The sequence below is a fragment of the Yersinia alsatica genome (assembly GCF_902170305.1).
Taxonomy (GTDB): domain Bacteria; phylum Pseudomonadota; class Gammaproteobacteria; order Enterobacterales; family Enterobacteriaceae; genus Yersinia; species Yersinia alsatica.
Genome location: NZ_CABHWW010000013.1, coordinates 27,036 through 40,882, shown reverse-complemented (window position 1 = coordinate 40,882; position 13,847 = coordinate 27,036). Strand labels below are relative to the sequence as shown.

Here is a 13,847-nt window from a genome sequence, read left to right as displayed (position 1 = left end):
TTCTTTATGACACTTAAAAATAAATACCCCCTGTTAGTATTACGCCAACAGGGGGTTTTGGTGGATAGATAAGGAAGTGTTATATGAATGATAATAACCCCATGCAATCTATATTAGGTGACTTACAGTGGCGATATCAGAAGTTAGAATCTGATCTAAAAAAACTTAATAATTTTCAAAAGGATATTGAGACGATCAAAGATCGTGCGAGTCAGGACGATAAGGCAAGAGAAGCATTGTTACGATTGAACTCGGCCTTTCCAAATGGTTTTAAACAAGAAAAAGCTAAGCTGATGATCTGTATTTCACAGATGAAGATCCAGTTTAAACAAATGGAAACGCAACTTAAAAATATCAATTCTAACGAGAGTTAATAGTTACATTCTCCCGTAAAACTCATTTCGCCAGAAATGCAGGAGTATCTATATGTCAACTAATACCCAGATCAATTTACCTGAGCATTTTTCAACCTATGCCGCTAAGCCATCAGGCAAGGACACCATAAATAATGCTGCGCCAGATGCTGTTCATGATGCTGATGATATTTTCAGTATAGGACTTCAGGTTTTATATTCTTTTCTTGATGTGCTTTCTAATCTGGCTAGTGCAAATTTTAAAGGTATGCAGGCGCGTTCAAAATATGCCAATGATACACAGAATATCTCTAATCAAGTTGATGAGATTATTGCAAAAGCTGCGAAGGGGGATGACAAAACTAAAGAACCACTCCCTGACTCAGTCATCGATTTTATGCGGAAGAACGGTATTACCGTTGATGGAATGAGCATTGATCAATATTTAAAAAAGAATGGGCCAGAGTTAGATAAAGGCCAATTACAGGCAGTAAAAGCGTCACTCGATAATGAGAAAAACCGCGCCACAGATACCATGAGCCAGGATCAATTACAGCTACAGAAAATGATGCAGAGTTATAACGTTTGCGCCAATAACATCAGCACATTGCAGTCAGGTTTAAAAGATTTACTGATGACGATTGCCCGCAATCTTTGCTAATCAAGTCACGATAGTAAGGTCGGTGTGAGATGAATATTCAACCGAGTGAAGAAGTTATTAACTTTATGCGCCGGGGTGGCTCCCTGCGTATGTTAGCCAAAATGGATCCGCAAGATTTGGCTCTGGTATATGAATATACCGTGCAATTGTGCCAAGGCGGAGAGTATGACAGTGCCAAACGTCTGTTAAATCTATTAGTGAGATTGGATCATTGGAATTTCTCTTATTGGCTGACCTTAGGGTTGTGTTATCAACAGACCGCAGATTTTCATCAGGCAATATATTGCTTTAGTCGAGCGGGACAAATTCAGATAGATGATCCTCGCCCATCTTGCTCGGCAGCTGAGTGCTATATGGCTTGTGGTAATACAGATTATGCGGAAAAAGCTTTTCGCATGGCATTGAATTGGTGCAATTCACATTCTGAATGGGCTCAAGTACAACACCAAGCCGAGCGTGGGTTAGCGGCTTTATTATTGGAGGTACGACATGTCTGATGCCATCGGAATTAAAGTAACAGCTCAAAATGATTGGGCACTGCTAATGGCGGATAAAACTCCGGCGCCATCATCAATAAAAATGTCAGATTGGCGGGGTATTGCTGGGTTACCTCCCATGATGGCTGCCAATATAAGTTCCTCCAGAGTCACCCAGCAAGATGCGCAGGGAGCACTCGATCGCTTGCTAACCTCTTTACCGCGCACTGATGCCAAAGAGCAGGGCAGAAACCACATATCTCTTGATCGGTTGGGCAGCACGGATATGCAGCTCATCATGTCGATGGCCGGTAATCTGAGCCTTGGGGTGTTCTCCAACTTGTGCCAGTCGATTGGCAAGCAGATGGAACGGGCGACAGATGTTCAGACTTTTCTGCGGGATAAGCGTGTTACTGAATACCAACAACAAATTGATAAAGCGATTGAACAGGCCGATAAAGCCAAAAAAGCCGGCATCTTCAATGCTGTATTTGATTGGATTATCGGTGCAGTTGAAGTGGTCTATGGGGCATTTAAAGTCGCCGAAGGTGTGTTGACGGGAGATCCGGTCGCGATGGCATCAGGTGTTGCTTATTTGGCGGCAGGCACCGCAGGTTTAGTCAAAGCGGCAGCAGAAACCGCTATGTTATTGGGCGCATCGAAGGATAAATGTCAGCAAGTTATTGATGTAGCATCTAAAGTTCAGCTGTCCTTCGAATGCTTTGCCATGGTAATTGACCTGTTTCAGGCGGCACGGGCGATCAATGCGGCGCGAGCTGTGACCAAAGGCGCTGGCGATGTACTGAAAGCGGGGAGCAGCGAAGTGCTGACCGATGTCGTCAAGCGCGGTGCCAGCGAAGAAGTTGGCAAGTTAGCAGAACAGTTTGGTAAGGATGTCAGCCAGCAGGTTAGTCGCGATATCTCAATGAAAGCGATGGAAATCGAGATGGTAGAAGCCAGTGAGATGGCTTCTGCCGCCGCTAAACAGGCAATTCAGGCGGAAATGACGTTGGTCAATAACATCACCAAGTCTTTTACCCAGGCTGGAATAGAAAAAATGGTCACCGAAGTGACGAAAAATGTCCTTAAGGAAGCAATCAAAAAAGGTGTCACCCTGACGGCAGAAGAATTAAGTAAACAATGTACTAAAGCTATTATGAAAAAATCTATTACGACTATTTTAAAGGATATTTGCACTTCGCCATTAATGATCATGCAGAAATGCAGTAATGCAGCGGTGTTAATTAATAGTGGTCAACTTAAAATACAAAATTCACATTTACAAAAAGAGATCGAAAAGTTAATTCTTGATCAGGATTTTACTCAGTTTATGGATGAATGGGTTGAGAGAAATAAGCAACACCAACTTAAACAACTCAAAGAAACGTCACAGGATGCACAAAACCTATTGACAAAATTAGGCGATAACATCCATCAGAACAGTATGTTGCAGGTGAAAATTGCTGGTTCACTAGTATAGCGAGGTTATTATGAATATGACAGTCAATGATAAGATAGTAATGTCAGGGCAAGATGCCATTTCTCCACAAGGAAAAGTCGGCGTTGGCAATAATGCTGAAAATATCATGTCAGATTTATCAGATATTATTTTCCAAATGACCCTTCTATTTAAAAAAATGCGGGAATTACTTAATACGTATAATCAAAAACAGCAAGTATTAGGTTGGGATATTCAAGTCAATTCAATGAATAATAAGCGTGAGGCGATCGACAAAACCGCTTCCGGGGCTATTACCAGTGGTGTCTGTTCTATCCTTTCTGGTGTTGTTAGTGGTGTTGGAGCCGTAGCCAGTATTAAGGTCGGTGATATTGCATCACATGGTAGTGCAGCCTTTGGGCTATTTAGTTCCGGCAGTAGTAAATGGGTTGAGGCAGATATGACTAGAAGTGCGGACTTGCTTCGCATGACCAGTGATCTGCAAAGCAGTGGCGCACAAACATATAATAAAAATATTAGCGAGTTATTAGATAAGCTAAGCGAATCTCGACAAAATATGAAGGATTTGGGGAATACCATTAATAATATGATGGGGCAAATCTCCATGGCTGTGAAGTTATGATCTATGAGTGCTAATCCTCTTGATGTAACACGGTATCTGACGAATAGAGGCCATACAGTCAAAATGGCCTATTTTGAAAAGAGCAAAATAAAGATAGGCAATGAATTTTCTCTTTATGGCTATCTAATTGTTTATCGCATAGAGAACAATGAATTTATTATTTGTTCTCTGGAATCCAGTGATAGTCGCGCTCTGCCCGGTGATTTTTTAAGACTTTTTAATTTTCTGCGCAGTTTAGGGCGCGATATTACTGAGTTGTCGACCGTCAGAATGTTGATTATTGATAACATTGCTAATCCGATGCTGCAATCAATGCGGCATCGGTTAATTAAATTACTCATTGCAAAAGGCGCATTCAGTAAAAATATTGATGGTGATGATTGGCTGCTATTTGATGTTAGCTCTGGCAAATCGACAAAGGGATGAAATGAGTCATTATAGTTTCAATGATATGCGGGCTGCTTTCGCTAAAATAGATAATGAATTAAAAGGCCAGAGGGGTATTCGCCCACAAAGGGTGAGTGACCATCAGCAAGTGACGGCTTTAGAGATACAGACTCGGTATGCTCAAGGTTATCAGGCATGGTTAGCGGATGATTATGCCGCTGCTATGGCTGATTTCTCTTGGCTTACATCATGTTGCCCGTTAGAACCACGATTCCACTTAGCTCTGGCAGCAGTCATGCAAATGCAGCAGGAATTTAGGCTGGCGCTGGAGGCTTATGCTTGCGCACTGCTTTTAGATGCGAAAGATCCTGAGCCACTTTATCAGATGGCTATTTGTTTGTTAGCACTAGATAAAGGCGCTGATGCCAGAGAGGCATTACAGACCGCTATCGAAATGAGTTATTTTAATACCGAATATGCAACGACGGCTAAAAAAGCCAATCAATTGTTAGACAGCATCTGCAACAGATAACCAATTTTATGTGAGTAATTTTTAAGGTGGATAACTATGAGCCTAATAGCCGAATGTCAAACCTCCCCTCCTGAATGTTCTCCCTATATAATAGAGCCTGCTCAAATCGTTAAAAGTGAAAAGCCTATATTATGGCCGCCTGAATCTATCACTAAAGATATTGAAGACATACAGGTTGCAGTCAATAAACTTTGCGATGACCAGGATAATGAATTAGATGAATTACACCATGTCAGAGTTAAGTTAGCCAAAAAACAATTTTTCATTAATATTGTTGAATTGACGGTGTCTCTGGCGTCATTTGCCGTCAGTGTTGGAATTAGTATCTGTAGCGGGGGAGCCACTACACCGATTGCGGTAATAACTGGGCTGAACCTGATGTTATCTGTATCTAATCTTGCCTGCGCCTATCATAACTGGAACTGTGCCAGTAAAAATAAAGATGAACTGATAATGGGCAGTGATGCCATGCAGCAGGCGGTTTATACCTTAGCCCGGTATTATCAGGCCTCACCCGAGAGTGCAAAAAAAATCGCGCGTTTTACATCATATTTCGTCCGTGTAGGGATGGTGGTTTCTTTAGGGACTCTTGGCGTGATTATTCACCCTACTGTGTATAATAGTTTATGTGTGCTCGCAAAAAATTATGCGCCAATATTTTCATCGATGCTGAGTGTGATTACTTCTGGTGCTTTAGGCATTTGGATTAATAATCATAATGATGAAAAAGAGGTCGCTGAGGAAAAATTAACTACAAATGAGAAAGGGATTATCAAAGAGTTAGCTAAATTTGATATAATTTGTGACTTGCTCACTAAATGGAATAATTCAACAATATCGCCTGAGGAAGAATCACTGAAATTGTCTTAATAGGATTTAAGGTTTAAACCGGATATCGCCTTACTGTGTTATTTGTCAATCTTACAGAAGGATCGTGACACTGGAAGGAATATTATGAAATCAATACAGTTTATTCTATTTCGGCAAGATGGGATATTACGTAGTGAAGGGGTATGTCACAGTGTGCCAGCGGGGAATTTAGTGGTTACCAACGAGCAGGCCAGTGTCTCTTCATTTTCACAGAGTACTTTTATCTCAGTTTTGTGTCATTCCATAGATCTTTTACCTATATATCAGGATTTAGCCAGCAAGATGGTGCAATCGAATAAATTCCGCTTGCCGTATCAGATATATGACCGTTATAAAATATTACCCGTAAGCGATGATATTATTTGTGCCACTGAACAGCTGGCTGATATTGAAAGAAATGCATCATTACGATTTCTTTATCTCTATTGTTTAGGATTGGATCCAACTTATTTCTCTAGATTACTGGAATCAATGGTTGGTACGAATAACGAATTGCTGGAATTTTTTGAGAAGAATCGCCTTAATCCATGGACTGTTTCGCGTTATGCCGATGAGTTGGGGATTTCGACGCGTAAATTAAACTTTCTGTTCTATGAGAAATTCGGAATGTCTGCAAAGCAGTGGCTACTGGATCAACGTTTGAAAAAAGGCTGTGAGCTGCTGCTATCTACCCGGTTACGGGTGGCTGATATTGCCATGGAGTGTGGCTTTAGTAATCACGCTCATTTCTCCGATAGTTTTCGTCGCCGTTTTCAGCAGTGCCCATCACACATGCGGTCGCTGATGGAGTAGGGGGTCTGATGGATATAAGTGCATTAATGAATGAGTTGACACAAAGTATCAGCAAGATGGGGCAGGACTTTCAGAGTCAGATGGTGTCCGGTAATCCTACTGATCCCGAACATATGCTAAAAATGCAATTCGCTATGCAGCAGTATTCCTCATATATCAATTTCAGTAGTGCCTTGATGAAAAATATTAAGGATATGACCAGTGGGATTATTGCCAAAATATGATTTTACTTTCAAAACAGTGCCGCCAATTAGTCGTTGAGGCAGCCTTGGCGGGAGTCAACCACAGTGTGCTGAAAGAAGCGCGCGATATTCTTAATGCTCTACCCCAATTAGTCCCAGATCCACAGCCGCGTTTGATTCTTGAAGCTATGCTGCGGTTTGGGCTGAATGAGCAGGATAGAGCGTTGGCATTATTGGCGGCCTCGCCGTCAACCGAGGCGCAGACCATGCTGGCGCTGCTGCAACAAGGAATGTCTTCATCGGATGAAGAGGTAACTCCGCAGCCGCAGAACAGAGTTAATTGATCCAATTTATTGATAAGGGAGCATTCGATGGATATTGATGCCATTAAGGCCACTGCCGCGCAGTTTACATCATTTAAACCCCCAGTTGACGCCCAGCAAGTCGCTAAATTTGCTCAGTTAATGCAGCAGACAGAGCCGATGACAACCATGATGCCCCCAGAGCAATTGCTCACTATGCAGTCTGAATGGATGCATGCCTCATTGGGCATAGATTTAACTGCGAAAGTTGCTGGAGTGGTCGGTCAGAACATCAATAAACTGGTTAATATGCAATGAAACAGATGCAGCGCGCGATAGCGCTCTTACTGGTCGTCTTCTCCCTGTCAGGTTGCGGTATGGAGCTGTATTCCGGGCTCTCAGAGGGGGAGGCTAATCAGATGTTGGCGTTATTGATGTTGCATCAAATCAAAGCGGAAAAGCAGTCAGAAAAGGGCGGGACGGTTGGGCTAAGTGTCGATAAAAGCCAGTTTATCAATGCGGTGGAGCTGTTGCGCCAACATGGTTTTCCTCGTCAACGATTTACCTCGGTAGATGAGTTATTTCCGCCAAATCAGTTGGTAACGTCGCCCGGGCAGGAACAAGCCAAGATGGTCTATTTGAAAGAGCAGCAGCTAGAAAGCATGCTGAGCCATATGGACGGGGTGATTCGGGCTGATGTGACTATTGCCATGCCCGCGCCTACCGATGGGAAAAGCACTGTTCCTCATGCCGCTTCAGTGTTTATCAAATATTCCCCTGAGGTCAACTTGCTGAGCTATCAATCACAAATCAAGAATTTGATCCGCGATGGGATCCCCGGCATCGATTATTCACAAATCAGTGTGGTGATGCAGCCTGCCAATTATCGGTTCAGTGCCTCAGCACCACAGCAGCCAAACCATGCAGAAGCCAGTTTGCAGTGGTTATTGCGCCATGCCAAAACAGTACAGATAGCATTGGGTCTGCTGCTGGTGCTGTTAGTCGGGTTATCAATGGCTTGTTTGTTACGGTATCTGCGGCGATAAATCGCGGTGAGGAGAGCAGGATGATATTACCTCTAACCGCCGATATCCGCTATTTGCACCAGTTAGCCTGGCGGCCTGCGCAATTTGCTCATCCATTATGGTTGGCGGCGGTCGGCATCAGAACAGACAATTACCGCTATGGTCGCCACCGCGAGCTGGATTTGGTGCTAGATAGTGCGCTCAATCGGCTGAGAAACTTTCCCCAGCAAGCATTACCCGCCGTGCTGGATAAGAGACAACAGTGCCAAATAGTCGGGGCCGAGCGCTTATCCGCCCGCTGCGTGGCGCTGGGGCTGGTTTATTTGCAATGTGATGATTATCTGCGCCTTCGCTGTTACCGACAGGGACTTTCACCGTTATTGAGTGAAGACGACATTCAGCAACTGATGGGGATGGGATATCGGGGTCAGTTTTCCGCAAAGTTAAGTCCACCGTCTCTGCCCGATGTAGCTTTACGACTGGGGCATAGCCTTGCTCATCAGGTTCGTTCTAACTGCATGATTTGGCGTGCGCTATCTATTTCTTTACCTCCCCAGCCACGCGCGTTGCCTCTGTCGTCGGCGCTATCAATTTCGGTTGATAGTTGGTTAACCCGCCTGGAGCATTTGCTATGAATCCTTTTCATATTCGGGTGGAAAAATTCGATTATTCGCTGTCAGGAGGCAGGATTATCCCTGCGGCTCAGTTGCAGGCCATGGTACAAGGTCGGGATCTGCTGTCTGATGCCAGACAGCAGGCGGCTGAAATTGTCCATGCTGCGGCAGCTGAAAGAGATGCGCTATTGGCTCTGGCGCAACAGCAAGCTGACAAACTAATACATCAGGCTCGCCATGATATGGAAACTGCGGTATTGGCACAGCATGTGGCGTGGTTGGTGGCCGCGGAGCGCGTGGAATCCTCATTGGTCGCCCAAGCCCGGGAGCATATTCTGGCTGCCATTACATCGGTAGTGACCACTTGGGCTGGCCAGCAATCAGTGAGCCAAATTCTGATTGACCGTCTGGGGGCGCAGGTAGAAAAAATGGCGCACCATAATGAGTTGGTTTTACGGGTTCATCCGCAACATTTGCCCGCGGTGGTTTCTGCTTTGGGGGCGCGCGTGCAGTGCGTGGCTGATGAGAGCATGGCGCAAGATCAGGCACAATTAGCTTCCCCGCTGCTTCAGCTCACACTCTCCCTTCAGCAGCACTTATCGCAACTTATCCTTTGGCTGCAAGAGCCGCCACCGCATCCGGAAGTCACTTATGATCAATACCAATAATATATCTGATGTTGTTGCCGTTCATGGCGATCTTCTGGAGGGGGCGAGGCAGCAAGGCGAAATAACCCCCGCACATTCGGTCATGCAGTTAGCCAGTTTGGAATTGGAGGAAGTGAGGCAAACCGCGCTGGAAGAGACCATGGAGGGAATTGGTCTTAGCTTGGGCTCCCGTTTAAGAGATCAAAAGTCCATTGAAGCCGAAAAGCGGAACCAGCGCCGTCAGCAGTTGTTGGTGAAACTAATCACCCAGTTATCCGGTGGCTCAGACCACTTGTTGCAACCCAATATTCCGCTGGATCTGGATATCTCTTTGCTGGCCAGCAAGCTACGCCAGGGGGATTTATCGGCAGGGCAGCAAATCTTGTTATTAGCGGCAATGATGGCACACACGACAGGTAATCCATTACGTCGCCGCAGCCTGGCGCAATTAATGGCGCCACTACTGGAAGACGCCGGTTGGGAAATCGAACTATTTGGTTTGCTGGAGTTGGGTACCCAAAAAAGCGGCGAGCTGAGTGCCGTCAAACAACTGTTTACACAAAGTATTTATCAAGACGAGTTCTCTATCGTTGAGTGGTTCACTCGCGTCAGCCGCTGGCCACAACGCCAACAGCGTGTTCGGGTACTGATGCGCGCGATAGCATTTGAATTGTCTTGTCTACCGCCCCCGAAGCACGGCGAGCGTTTGTCAGCCACGCTTTATCAACTGCGCCGCTTACTGATGTTTCTGGGGTTGGAAGACCACTGTAACCGGATGGGGAAGGCTTGTGGCGTGGCGGGGGATATCATCCTCAGTGAAGTCTTGGCGGTGATTGGCCAGCACTGGTTGTTTAGTGGTTGGTTGCAACCACGTATCGAGGCCATTGTGGGTTCGGACGTCAGCGCACGCCGCAACTTTATTCGCCGGTTCTATGAGTTATTCAATCTTATGCCTATTGATTGTTTCGATGATCAGGAGCAGCAGGGGCAAATTCTGGCGACCTTGCTCGAAATATAAATTGCTGAAAATATAAATTGTTAGCGAGATAAATCTTGGTAGAAACCCATGATTGGCGATTTAGCTCGCGGGTTCAGGCCAACGCCTGATAGTGGCTGGCGGGCGGATTCCTTACTATTTCCTTTGTTTGCTTATCAATTAGTCATATCAAGAGGGTGGGCTATGGAAATGGATTTAGTGGTCACCCGTAACCTACAGTGGTTTATCCGCATGGCAGAATTACCCTGCACCCAATTAGCCGCCCGCATGCAGTGGCAAATGGGAGCGCAACTGGTTTTTCTGGAGTGGCGCAATGCAAGATTGCTGCTGACATGCGGGGTTCAGCATCGTCATTATCATCAGGATGACGTCGTACAGCTCCAGAAGTGTTGGCAGCTCGAACGTTTCAATGGCGTACCTCAGCGCATCTATTTGCTCAAAATGGGCATGATGGTCACTTGCTCACCTCCGCCATCGTCCGATGCCGAATTCTGGTTTCAGCTTTATCAGCAACAACGTGCTTTGCTGCGCCGCTTACCGGGAGAATACCGATGAGAGGCTCGGCATTTTCACGTGCTTTGATGTTGATCACCGCGCGGCAAGATATCTTTTTAGCGATCATGCTGCTGGTGGCGATCTTTATGATGATCTTGCCACTGCCCACGGTGATGGTGGATGTGCTGATTGCGATCAATCTGGCATTCTCCGTCATCCTGTTGATGATCTCGATTTACTTGCGCGATCCGCTCGAATTCTCAGTCTTCCCGTCGTTATTACTTATCACCACACTTTATCGGTTGGCGCTGACTATCAGTACCACGCGCTTAGTGCTGCTACAGCATGATGCTGGCGAGATTGTCGAGGCTTTCGGCCAGTTTGTGGTCGGGGGCAATCTGGCGGTGGGGTTGATTATTTTTACCATTATCACTGTGGTGCAATTTATCGTCATTACCAAAGGTTCGGAACGGGTCGCCGAAGTGAGCGCGCGCTTTTCACTGGATGGTATGCCCGGCAAGCAGATGAGCATTGACGGCGATATGCGCGCGGGGGTAATTGACTCAGCCGAAGCGGGCCGATTGCGCGAGCGGGTGCAGAAAGAGAGCCGTCTATTTGGTGCCATGGACGGGGCAATGAAGTTTGTTAAAGGGGATGCCATCGCCGGGATAATTGTCATTCTGGTGAATATTATTGGCGGCATTACTATCGGCGTGCTGCAACATAATATGTCCGCCGAGCAAGCAATGACCACTTATGCGGTGCTCTCTGTCGGTGATGGGCTATGTGCTCAAATCCCGTCGTTACTGATCTCAATTACGGCTGGGATTATTGTGACCCGCGTTCCCGGCAGTGATAAACAGAGTTTGGCTAAAGACTTGGTGATGCAGGTGGGACGTCAGCCCGATGCCTTGTGGCTGGCGGCAGGTATTCTGACTGTTTTTGCCCTATTACCGGGTTTCCCTTTCCTGATTTTTATCACGTTGGCGGCACTGGTTGCCGCTCCTGCATTTCTACTTTATCGCAAAAAGAAGCACAGCGCCGGAGCCAGCAGCAGCGGCGAAAATATATCGTCCTCCACCAATACCATGACCCCCGGAGCAGTGCCGTTAATCCTGTATTGCGCCCCCAATTTACATTATCCCCACTTGGGCCGCGATATTGATGGCTTGCGCTGGCGCTGGTTTGAATATCTGGGGGTGCCATTGCCAGAGGTGGTGGTTCGCAGCGATCCGGCATTGGCTGAGAACACGTTATCGATTCGAGTCTACCAAGAGCAGGTCTTGCAACTGACATTGCCCCCAGACGATCTGTTGCTGATTCAGCCCAGCGCTCAACTGGAAACACGCAGTCAATCTCTGGGGGTAAAAATGGGCACCTTTGAGTGGTTGCCTGCGGAACAGGGCAGCCATGCCAGCACTTTGGGCCTTCCTTATGCGCAAGGGCAGCAGCGAATAATTCACTGTTTAACTAGAGTGCTTGAGCGGCATACCGCCGAGTTTATCGGTGTACAGGAAACGCGCTATCTGATGGATGCAATGGAAGGGCGCTACGGTGAGCTGGTGAAAGAGCTACAGCGCCAGATGCCGGTCGGTAAAGTGGCGGAAATACTGCAACGGCTGGTGGAGGAGGATGTCTCTATCCGCGATTTACGCGCCATTTTTGGCGCACTGGTGGCTTGGGCACCCAAAGAGAAAGACTGTGTGATGTTGACTGAATATGTGCGGATCGCCCTGCGCCGCCATGTGTGCGGCCGATTCAGTAAAAACAAAGCTTGGCTGCCGGTATTGCGGCTAGGGGAAGGGGCTGAAAACTTGATTCGTGAATCTATTCGCCAGACATCGGCGGGGACTTATTCGGCCTTGGGAGATAGGCACTCGCAGCTGATCCTCGGCAAAATTAAGAGCGCTTATGCCGAAAACAGTGATGCTGTCCTGCTGACCGCCATCGATGTGCGGCGCTTTCTGCGCAAGATTATTGAGCGGGATATTTTTGCGCTGCCGGTGCTGTCATGGCAGGAACTGGGGGATGAAATGAACATTAAAGTGGCTGGCACCATTGAGCTTATTGGAGATGAGCTTGATGAAGCTGCCTGATGTCTCGACACTTGGCCCTCTGTTACAGCAGCAATTGTGCTTAACCTCCTCGCCGCCAGAGGGTGTGGAGTCTCGCGGACAGATTTTGGATATTGGTCCGACACTGCTGCGCGCCCACTTGCCCGGTATTGCACTCGGGGAGTTATGCCGTATCGCCTCAGCGAATATGTTGGCGGAGGTGGTTGCCATTGAGCAGCAAACGGCACTGCTATCCCCATTTGCGTCTTCTGCCGGTTTGCGATGTGGGCAATGGGTATCGCCGCTTGGACATGCCCACCGCGTCAGAGTTGGTCCTGATTTGGCAGGAAGGGTACTGGATGGTTTAGGGGTGCCCATCGATGACGGCCCCCCCCTTGCTGGGCATTGGCGTGAGCTGGATTCCGTACCTCCAAACCCCTTAACCCGTCAGCCGGTACAGCAATTCTTAACCACCGGTATTCGTGCCATTGATGGCCTATTGAGTTGTGGCGAGGGGCAGCGTATCGGTATTTTTGCCGCCGCCGGTGTGGGGAAAAGTAGCTTGCTGAGCATGCTATGCGCAGGCTGTAGCGCAGATATCACCGTGTTGGCCTTGATTGGCGAACGCGGACGCGAAGTGCGGGAATTTCTTGAGCAGGTACTCACGCCGCAAGCCCGCGCCCGCACCGTGGTGGTGGTGGCAACCTCGGATCGTCCGGCGCTGGAGCGACTCAAAGGTATTTATACCGCCACTACCGTAGCGGAGTATTTCCGCGAACGTGGGCTAAAAGTGTTGCTGATGGCCGACTCTCTGACGCGCTATGCCAGAGCAGCGCGCGAAATTGGTCTGGCGGCAGGTGAGATACCGGCGATGGGCAGTTTCCCCGCCAGTGTCTTTGCGGCATTGCCTCGGTTGTTGGAGCGGGCGGGCAACAGTGACAGTGGCAGCATCACCGCTTTTTACACAATTTTGGTTGAAGGCGATGACATGAATGAGCCGGTAGCCGACGAAGCCCGCTCGCTGTTGGATGGGCACATTGTGTTATCCAGGCAACTGGCGGGAGCCGGGCACTATCCGGCCATTGATATTGCCGCCAGTGTCAGCCGTATCATGCCGCAAATCGTCAGTTCAGCGCATCTGGCTTTGGCACAAAAACTGCGCCAAATGCAGGCCTGCTATCAGGAGATCGAATTGCTGGTGCGGGTGGGTGAGTATCAGGAAGGGCAAGACTTACACGCTGATGAAGCGCTGCAACGCTACCCGGCCATCTGTGCCTTCTTGCAACAGGAGAATTCATCATTGTGCACAACCCCCGCCGACCTCGGTTATACATTGGCACAACTCGCGCAAGCACTCGGGGCGTCAACCGAGCACTAGA

The 13,847-nt window shown here is 47.5% G+C and carries 19 protein-coding genes; all 19 read left to right on the top strand.

All coding sequences use genetic code 11. The features are described 5' to 3' along the window. Positions 1 to 83: 83 nt before the first annotated feature. The 19 genes from FTA96_RS09460 (at position 84) to FTA96_RS09370 (ending at position 13,846) form a co-directional block, all read left to right on the top strand. Positions 84 to 374 carry a chromosome partitioning protein ParA gene (locus tag FTA96_RS09460; RefSeq protein ID WP_145573694.1) on the top strand — a complete coding sequence of 97 codons (291 nt, stop codon included), beginning with the start codon at positions 84 to 86 and terminating at the stop codon, positions 372 to 374. Positions 375 to 426: 52 nt separating this feature from the next. Continuing rightward, complete coding sequence (gene sseB, locus FTA96_RS09455) at positions 427 to 1,014, top strand: type III secretion system translocon protein SseB (RefSeq protein ID WP_050110561.1); 588 nt, start codon at positions 427 to 429, stop codon at positions 1,012 to 1,014. 29 nt (positions 1,015 to 1,043) lie between these two features. Further along, positions 1,044 to 1,511, top strand: coding sequence for a SycD/LcrH family type III secretion system chaperone (locus FTA96_RS09450; RefSeq protein ID WP_050110558.1), 468 nt, complete (start codon positions 1,044 to 1,046; stop codon positions 1,509 to 1,511). Further along, complete coding sequence (sctE, locus tag FTA96_RS09445) at positions 1,504 to 2,970, top strand: type III secretion system translocon subunit SctE (RefSeq protein WP_145573692.1); 1,467 nt, start codon at positions 1,504 to 1,506, stop codon at positions 2,968 to 2,970. The genes FTA96_RS09450 and sctE overlap by 8 nt, the downstream gene beginning before the upstream one ends. 10 nt (positions 2,971 to 2,980) lie before the next feature. Then, entirely contained in the window at positions 2,981 to 3,571 is a 591-nt protein-coding gene (locus FTA96_RS09440) for a type III secretion system translocon protein SseD (RefSeq protein ID WP_145573689.1), read from the top strand. 3 nt (positions 3,572 to 3,574) lie between these two features. After that, positions 3,575 to 3,997: a type III secretion system effector protein SseE gene (locus tag FTA96_RS09435; RefSeq protein WP_050110553.1), complete on the top strand. Its 423-nt coding sequence runs from the start codon at positions 3,575 to 3,577 to the stop codon at positions 3,995 to 3,997. Position 3,998: 1 nt separating this feature from the next. Further along, complete coding sequence (locus tag FTA96_RS09430) at positions 3,999 to 4,490, top strand: tetratricopeptide repeat protein (RefSeq protein WP_080987109.1); 492 nt, start codon at positions 3,999 to 4,001, stop codon at positions 4,488 to 4,490. Between the two features lie 36 nt (positions 4,491 to 4,526). Then, positions 4,527 to 5,360 carry a hypothetical protein gene (locus FTA96_RS09425; RefSeq protein WP_050121793.1) on the top strand — a complete coding sequence of 278 codons (834 nt, stop codon included), beginning with the start codon at positions 4,527 to 4,529 and terminating at the stop codon, positions 5,358 to 5,360. 84 nt (positions 5,361 to 5,444) lie between these two features. Beyond that, the gene (locus FTA96_RS09420; protein WP_050110549.1) at positions 5,445 to 6,152 is read left to right on the top strand and encodes a helix-turn-helix transcriptional regulator; all 708 of its coding nucleotides are present in this window, start codon (positions 5,445 to 5,447) and stop codon (positions 6,150 to 6,152) included. Positions 6,153 to 6,160: 8 nt separating this feature from the next. Continuing rightward, the gene (gene sctF, locus FTA96_RS09415) at positions 6,161 to 6,376 is read left to right on the top strand and encodes a type III secretion system needle filament subunit SctF (RefSeq protein WP_050110547.1); all 216 of its coding nucleotides are present in this window, start codon (positions 6,161 to 6,163) and stop codon (positions 6,374 to 6,376) included. Then, positions 6,373 to 6,678: an EscG/YscG/SsaH family type III secretion system needle protein co-chaperone gene (locus FTA96_RS09410; protein WP_050110545.1), complete on the top strand. Its 306-nt coding sequence runs from the start codon at positions 6,373 to 6,375 to the stop codon at positions 6,676 to 6,678. The genes sctF and FTA96_RS09410 overlap by 4 nt, the downstream gene beginning before the upstream one ends. 27 nt (positions 6,679 to 6,705) lie before the next feature. After that, positions 6,706 to 6,954 carry a type III secretion system inner rod subunit SctI gene (gene sctI, locus FTA96_RS09405; RefSeq protein WP_050110543.1) on the top strand — a complete coding sequence of 83 codons (249 nt, stop codon included), beginning with the start codon at positions 6,706 to 6,708 and terminating at the stop codon, positions 6,952 to 6,954. Further along, positions 6,951 to 7,682: an EscJ/YscJ/HrcJ family type III secretion inner membrane ring protein SsaJ gene (gene ssaJ / locus FTA96_RS09400; RefSeq protein WP_050110541.1), complete on the top strand. Its 732-nt coding sequence runs from the start codon at positions 6,951 to 6,953 to the stop codon at positions 7,680 to 7,682. Before sctI ends, ssaJ begins: the two co-directional genes overlap by 4 nt. Before the next feature lie 20 nt (positions 7,683 to 7,702). After that, positions 7,703 to 8,296: a type III secretion system domain-containing protein gene (locus tag FTA96_RS09395; RefSeq protein ID WP_145573687.1), complete on the top strand. Its 594-nt coding sequence runs from the start codon at positions 7,703 to 7,705 to the stop codon at positions 8,294 to 8,296. Then, the gene (gene sctL, locus FTA96_RS09390; RefSeq protein ID WP_050136407.1) at positions 8,293 to 8,943 is read left to right on the top strand and encodes a type III secretion system stator protein SctL; all 651 of its coding nucleotides are present in this window, start codon (positions 8,293 to 8,295) and stop codon (positions 8,941 to 8,943) included. Before FTA96_RS09395 ends, sctL begins: the two co-directional genes overlap by 4 nt. Further along, on the top strand, positions 8,927 to 9,940 hold the full coding sequence (locus FTA96_RS09385; protein WP_145573685.1) for a TyeA family type III secretion system gatekeeper subunit: 1,014 nt from the start codon (positions 8,927 to 8,929) through the stop codon (positions 9,938 to 9,940). Before sctL ends, FTA96_RS09385 begins: the two co-directional genes overlap by 17 nt. 162 nt (positions 9,941 to 10,102) lie before the next feature. Then, entirely contained in the window at positions 10,103 to 10,474 is a 372-nt protein-coding gene (locus FTA96_RS09380; protein WP_186372867.1) for a type III secretion system protein, read from the top strand. Continuing rightward, positions 10,471 to 12,510, top strand: a complete 2,040-nt coding sequence (locus tag FTA96_RS09375) for an EscV/YscV/HrcV family type III secretion system export apparatus protein (RefSeq protein ID WP_145573683.1) — start codon at positions 10,471 to 10,473, stop codon at positions 12,508 to 12,510. Before FTA96_RS09380 ends, FTA96_RS09375 begins: the two co-directional genes overlap by 4 nt. Continuing rightward, positions 12,497 to 13,846: an EscN/YscN/HrcN family type III secretion system ATPase gene (locus tag FTA96_RS09370; protein WP_145573681.1), complete on the top strand. Its 1,350-nt coding sequence runs from the start codon at positions 12,497 to 12,499 to the stop codon at positions 13,844 to 13,846. The genes FTA96_RS09375 and FTA96_RS09370 overlap by 14 nt, the downstream gene beginning before the upstream one ends. Position 13,847 lies beyond the last annotated feature (1 nt).

Bases quoted from the DNA above. Each gene is read 5' to 3' on its own strand.
- FTA96_RS09420 (WP_050110549.1), top strand. From the start codon at position 5,445: ATGAAATCAATACAGTTTATTCTATTTCGGCAAGATGGGATATTACGT.
- FTA96_RS09460 (WP_145573694.1), top strand. From the start codon at position 84: ATGAATGATAATAACCCCATGCAATCTATATTAGGTGACTTACAGTGG.
- FTA96_RS09435 (WP_050110553.1), top strand. From the start codon at position 3,575: ATGAGTGCTAATCCTCTTGATGTAACACGGTATCTGACGAATAGAGGC.
- sctL (WP_050136407.1), top strand. From the start codon at position 8,293: ATGAATCCTTTTCATATTCGGGTGGAAAAATTCGATTATTCGCTGTCA.
- FTA96_RS09375 (WP_145573683.1), top strand. From the start codon at position 10,471: ATGAGAGGCTCGGCATTTTCACGTGCTTTGATGTTGATCACCGCGCGG.
- ssaJ (WP_050110541.1), top strand. From the start codon at position 6,951: ATGAAACAGATGCAGCGCGCGATAGCGCTCTTACTGGTCGTCTTCTCC.
- FTA96_RS09385 (WP_145573685.1), top strand. From the start codon at position 8,927: ATGATCAATACCAATAATATATCTGATGTTGTTGCCGTTCATGGCGAT.
- sseB (WP_050110561.1), top strand. From the start codon at position 427: ATGTCAACTAATACCCAGATCAATTTACCTGAGCATTTTTCAACCTAT.
- FTA96_RS09425 (WP_050121793.1), top strand. From the start codon at position 4,527: ATGAGCCTAATAGCCGAATGTCAAACCTCCCCTCCTGAATGTTCTCCC.
- FTA96_RS09395 (WP_145573687.1), top strand. From the start codon at position 7,703: ATGATATTACCTCTAACCGCCGATATCCGCTATTTGCACCAGTTAGCC.
- sctI (WP_050110543.1), top strand. From the start codon at position 6,706: ATGGATATTGATGCCATTAAGGCCACTGCCGCGCAGTTTACATCATTT.
- FTA96_RS09430 (WP_080987109.1), top strand. From the start codon at position 3,999: ATGAGTCATTATAGTTTCAATGATATGCGGGCTGCTTTCGCTAAAATA.
- FTA96_RS09440 (WP_145573689.1), top strand. From the start codon at position 2,981: ATGAATATGACAGTCAATGATAAGATAGTAATGTCAGGGCAAGATGCC.
- sctF (WP_050110547.1), top strand. From the start codon at position 6,161: ATGGATATAAGTGCATTAATGAATGAGTTGACACAAAGTATCAGCAAG.
- FTA96_RS09380 (WP_186372867.1), top strand. From the start codon at position 10,103: ATGGAAATGGATTTAGTGGTCACCCGTAACCTACAGTGGTTTATCCGC.
- sctE (WP_145573692.1), top strand. From the start codon at position 1,504: ATGTCTGATGCCATCGGAATTAAAGTAACAGCTCAAAATGATTGGGCA.
- FTA96_RS09450 (WP_050110558.1), top strand. From the start codon at position 1,044: ATGAATATTCAACCGAGTGAAGAAGTTATTAACTTTATGCGCCGGGGT.
- FTA96_RS09410 (WP_050110545.1), top strand. From the start codon at position 6,373: ATGATTTTACTTTCAAAACAGTGCCGCCAATTAGTCGTTGAGGCAGCC.
- FTA96_RS09370 (WP_145573681.1), top strand. From the start codon at position 12,497: ATGAAGCTGCCTGATGTCTCGACACTTGGCCCTCTGTTACAGCAGCAA.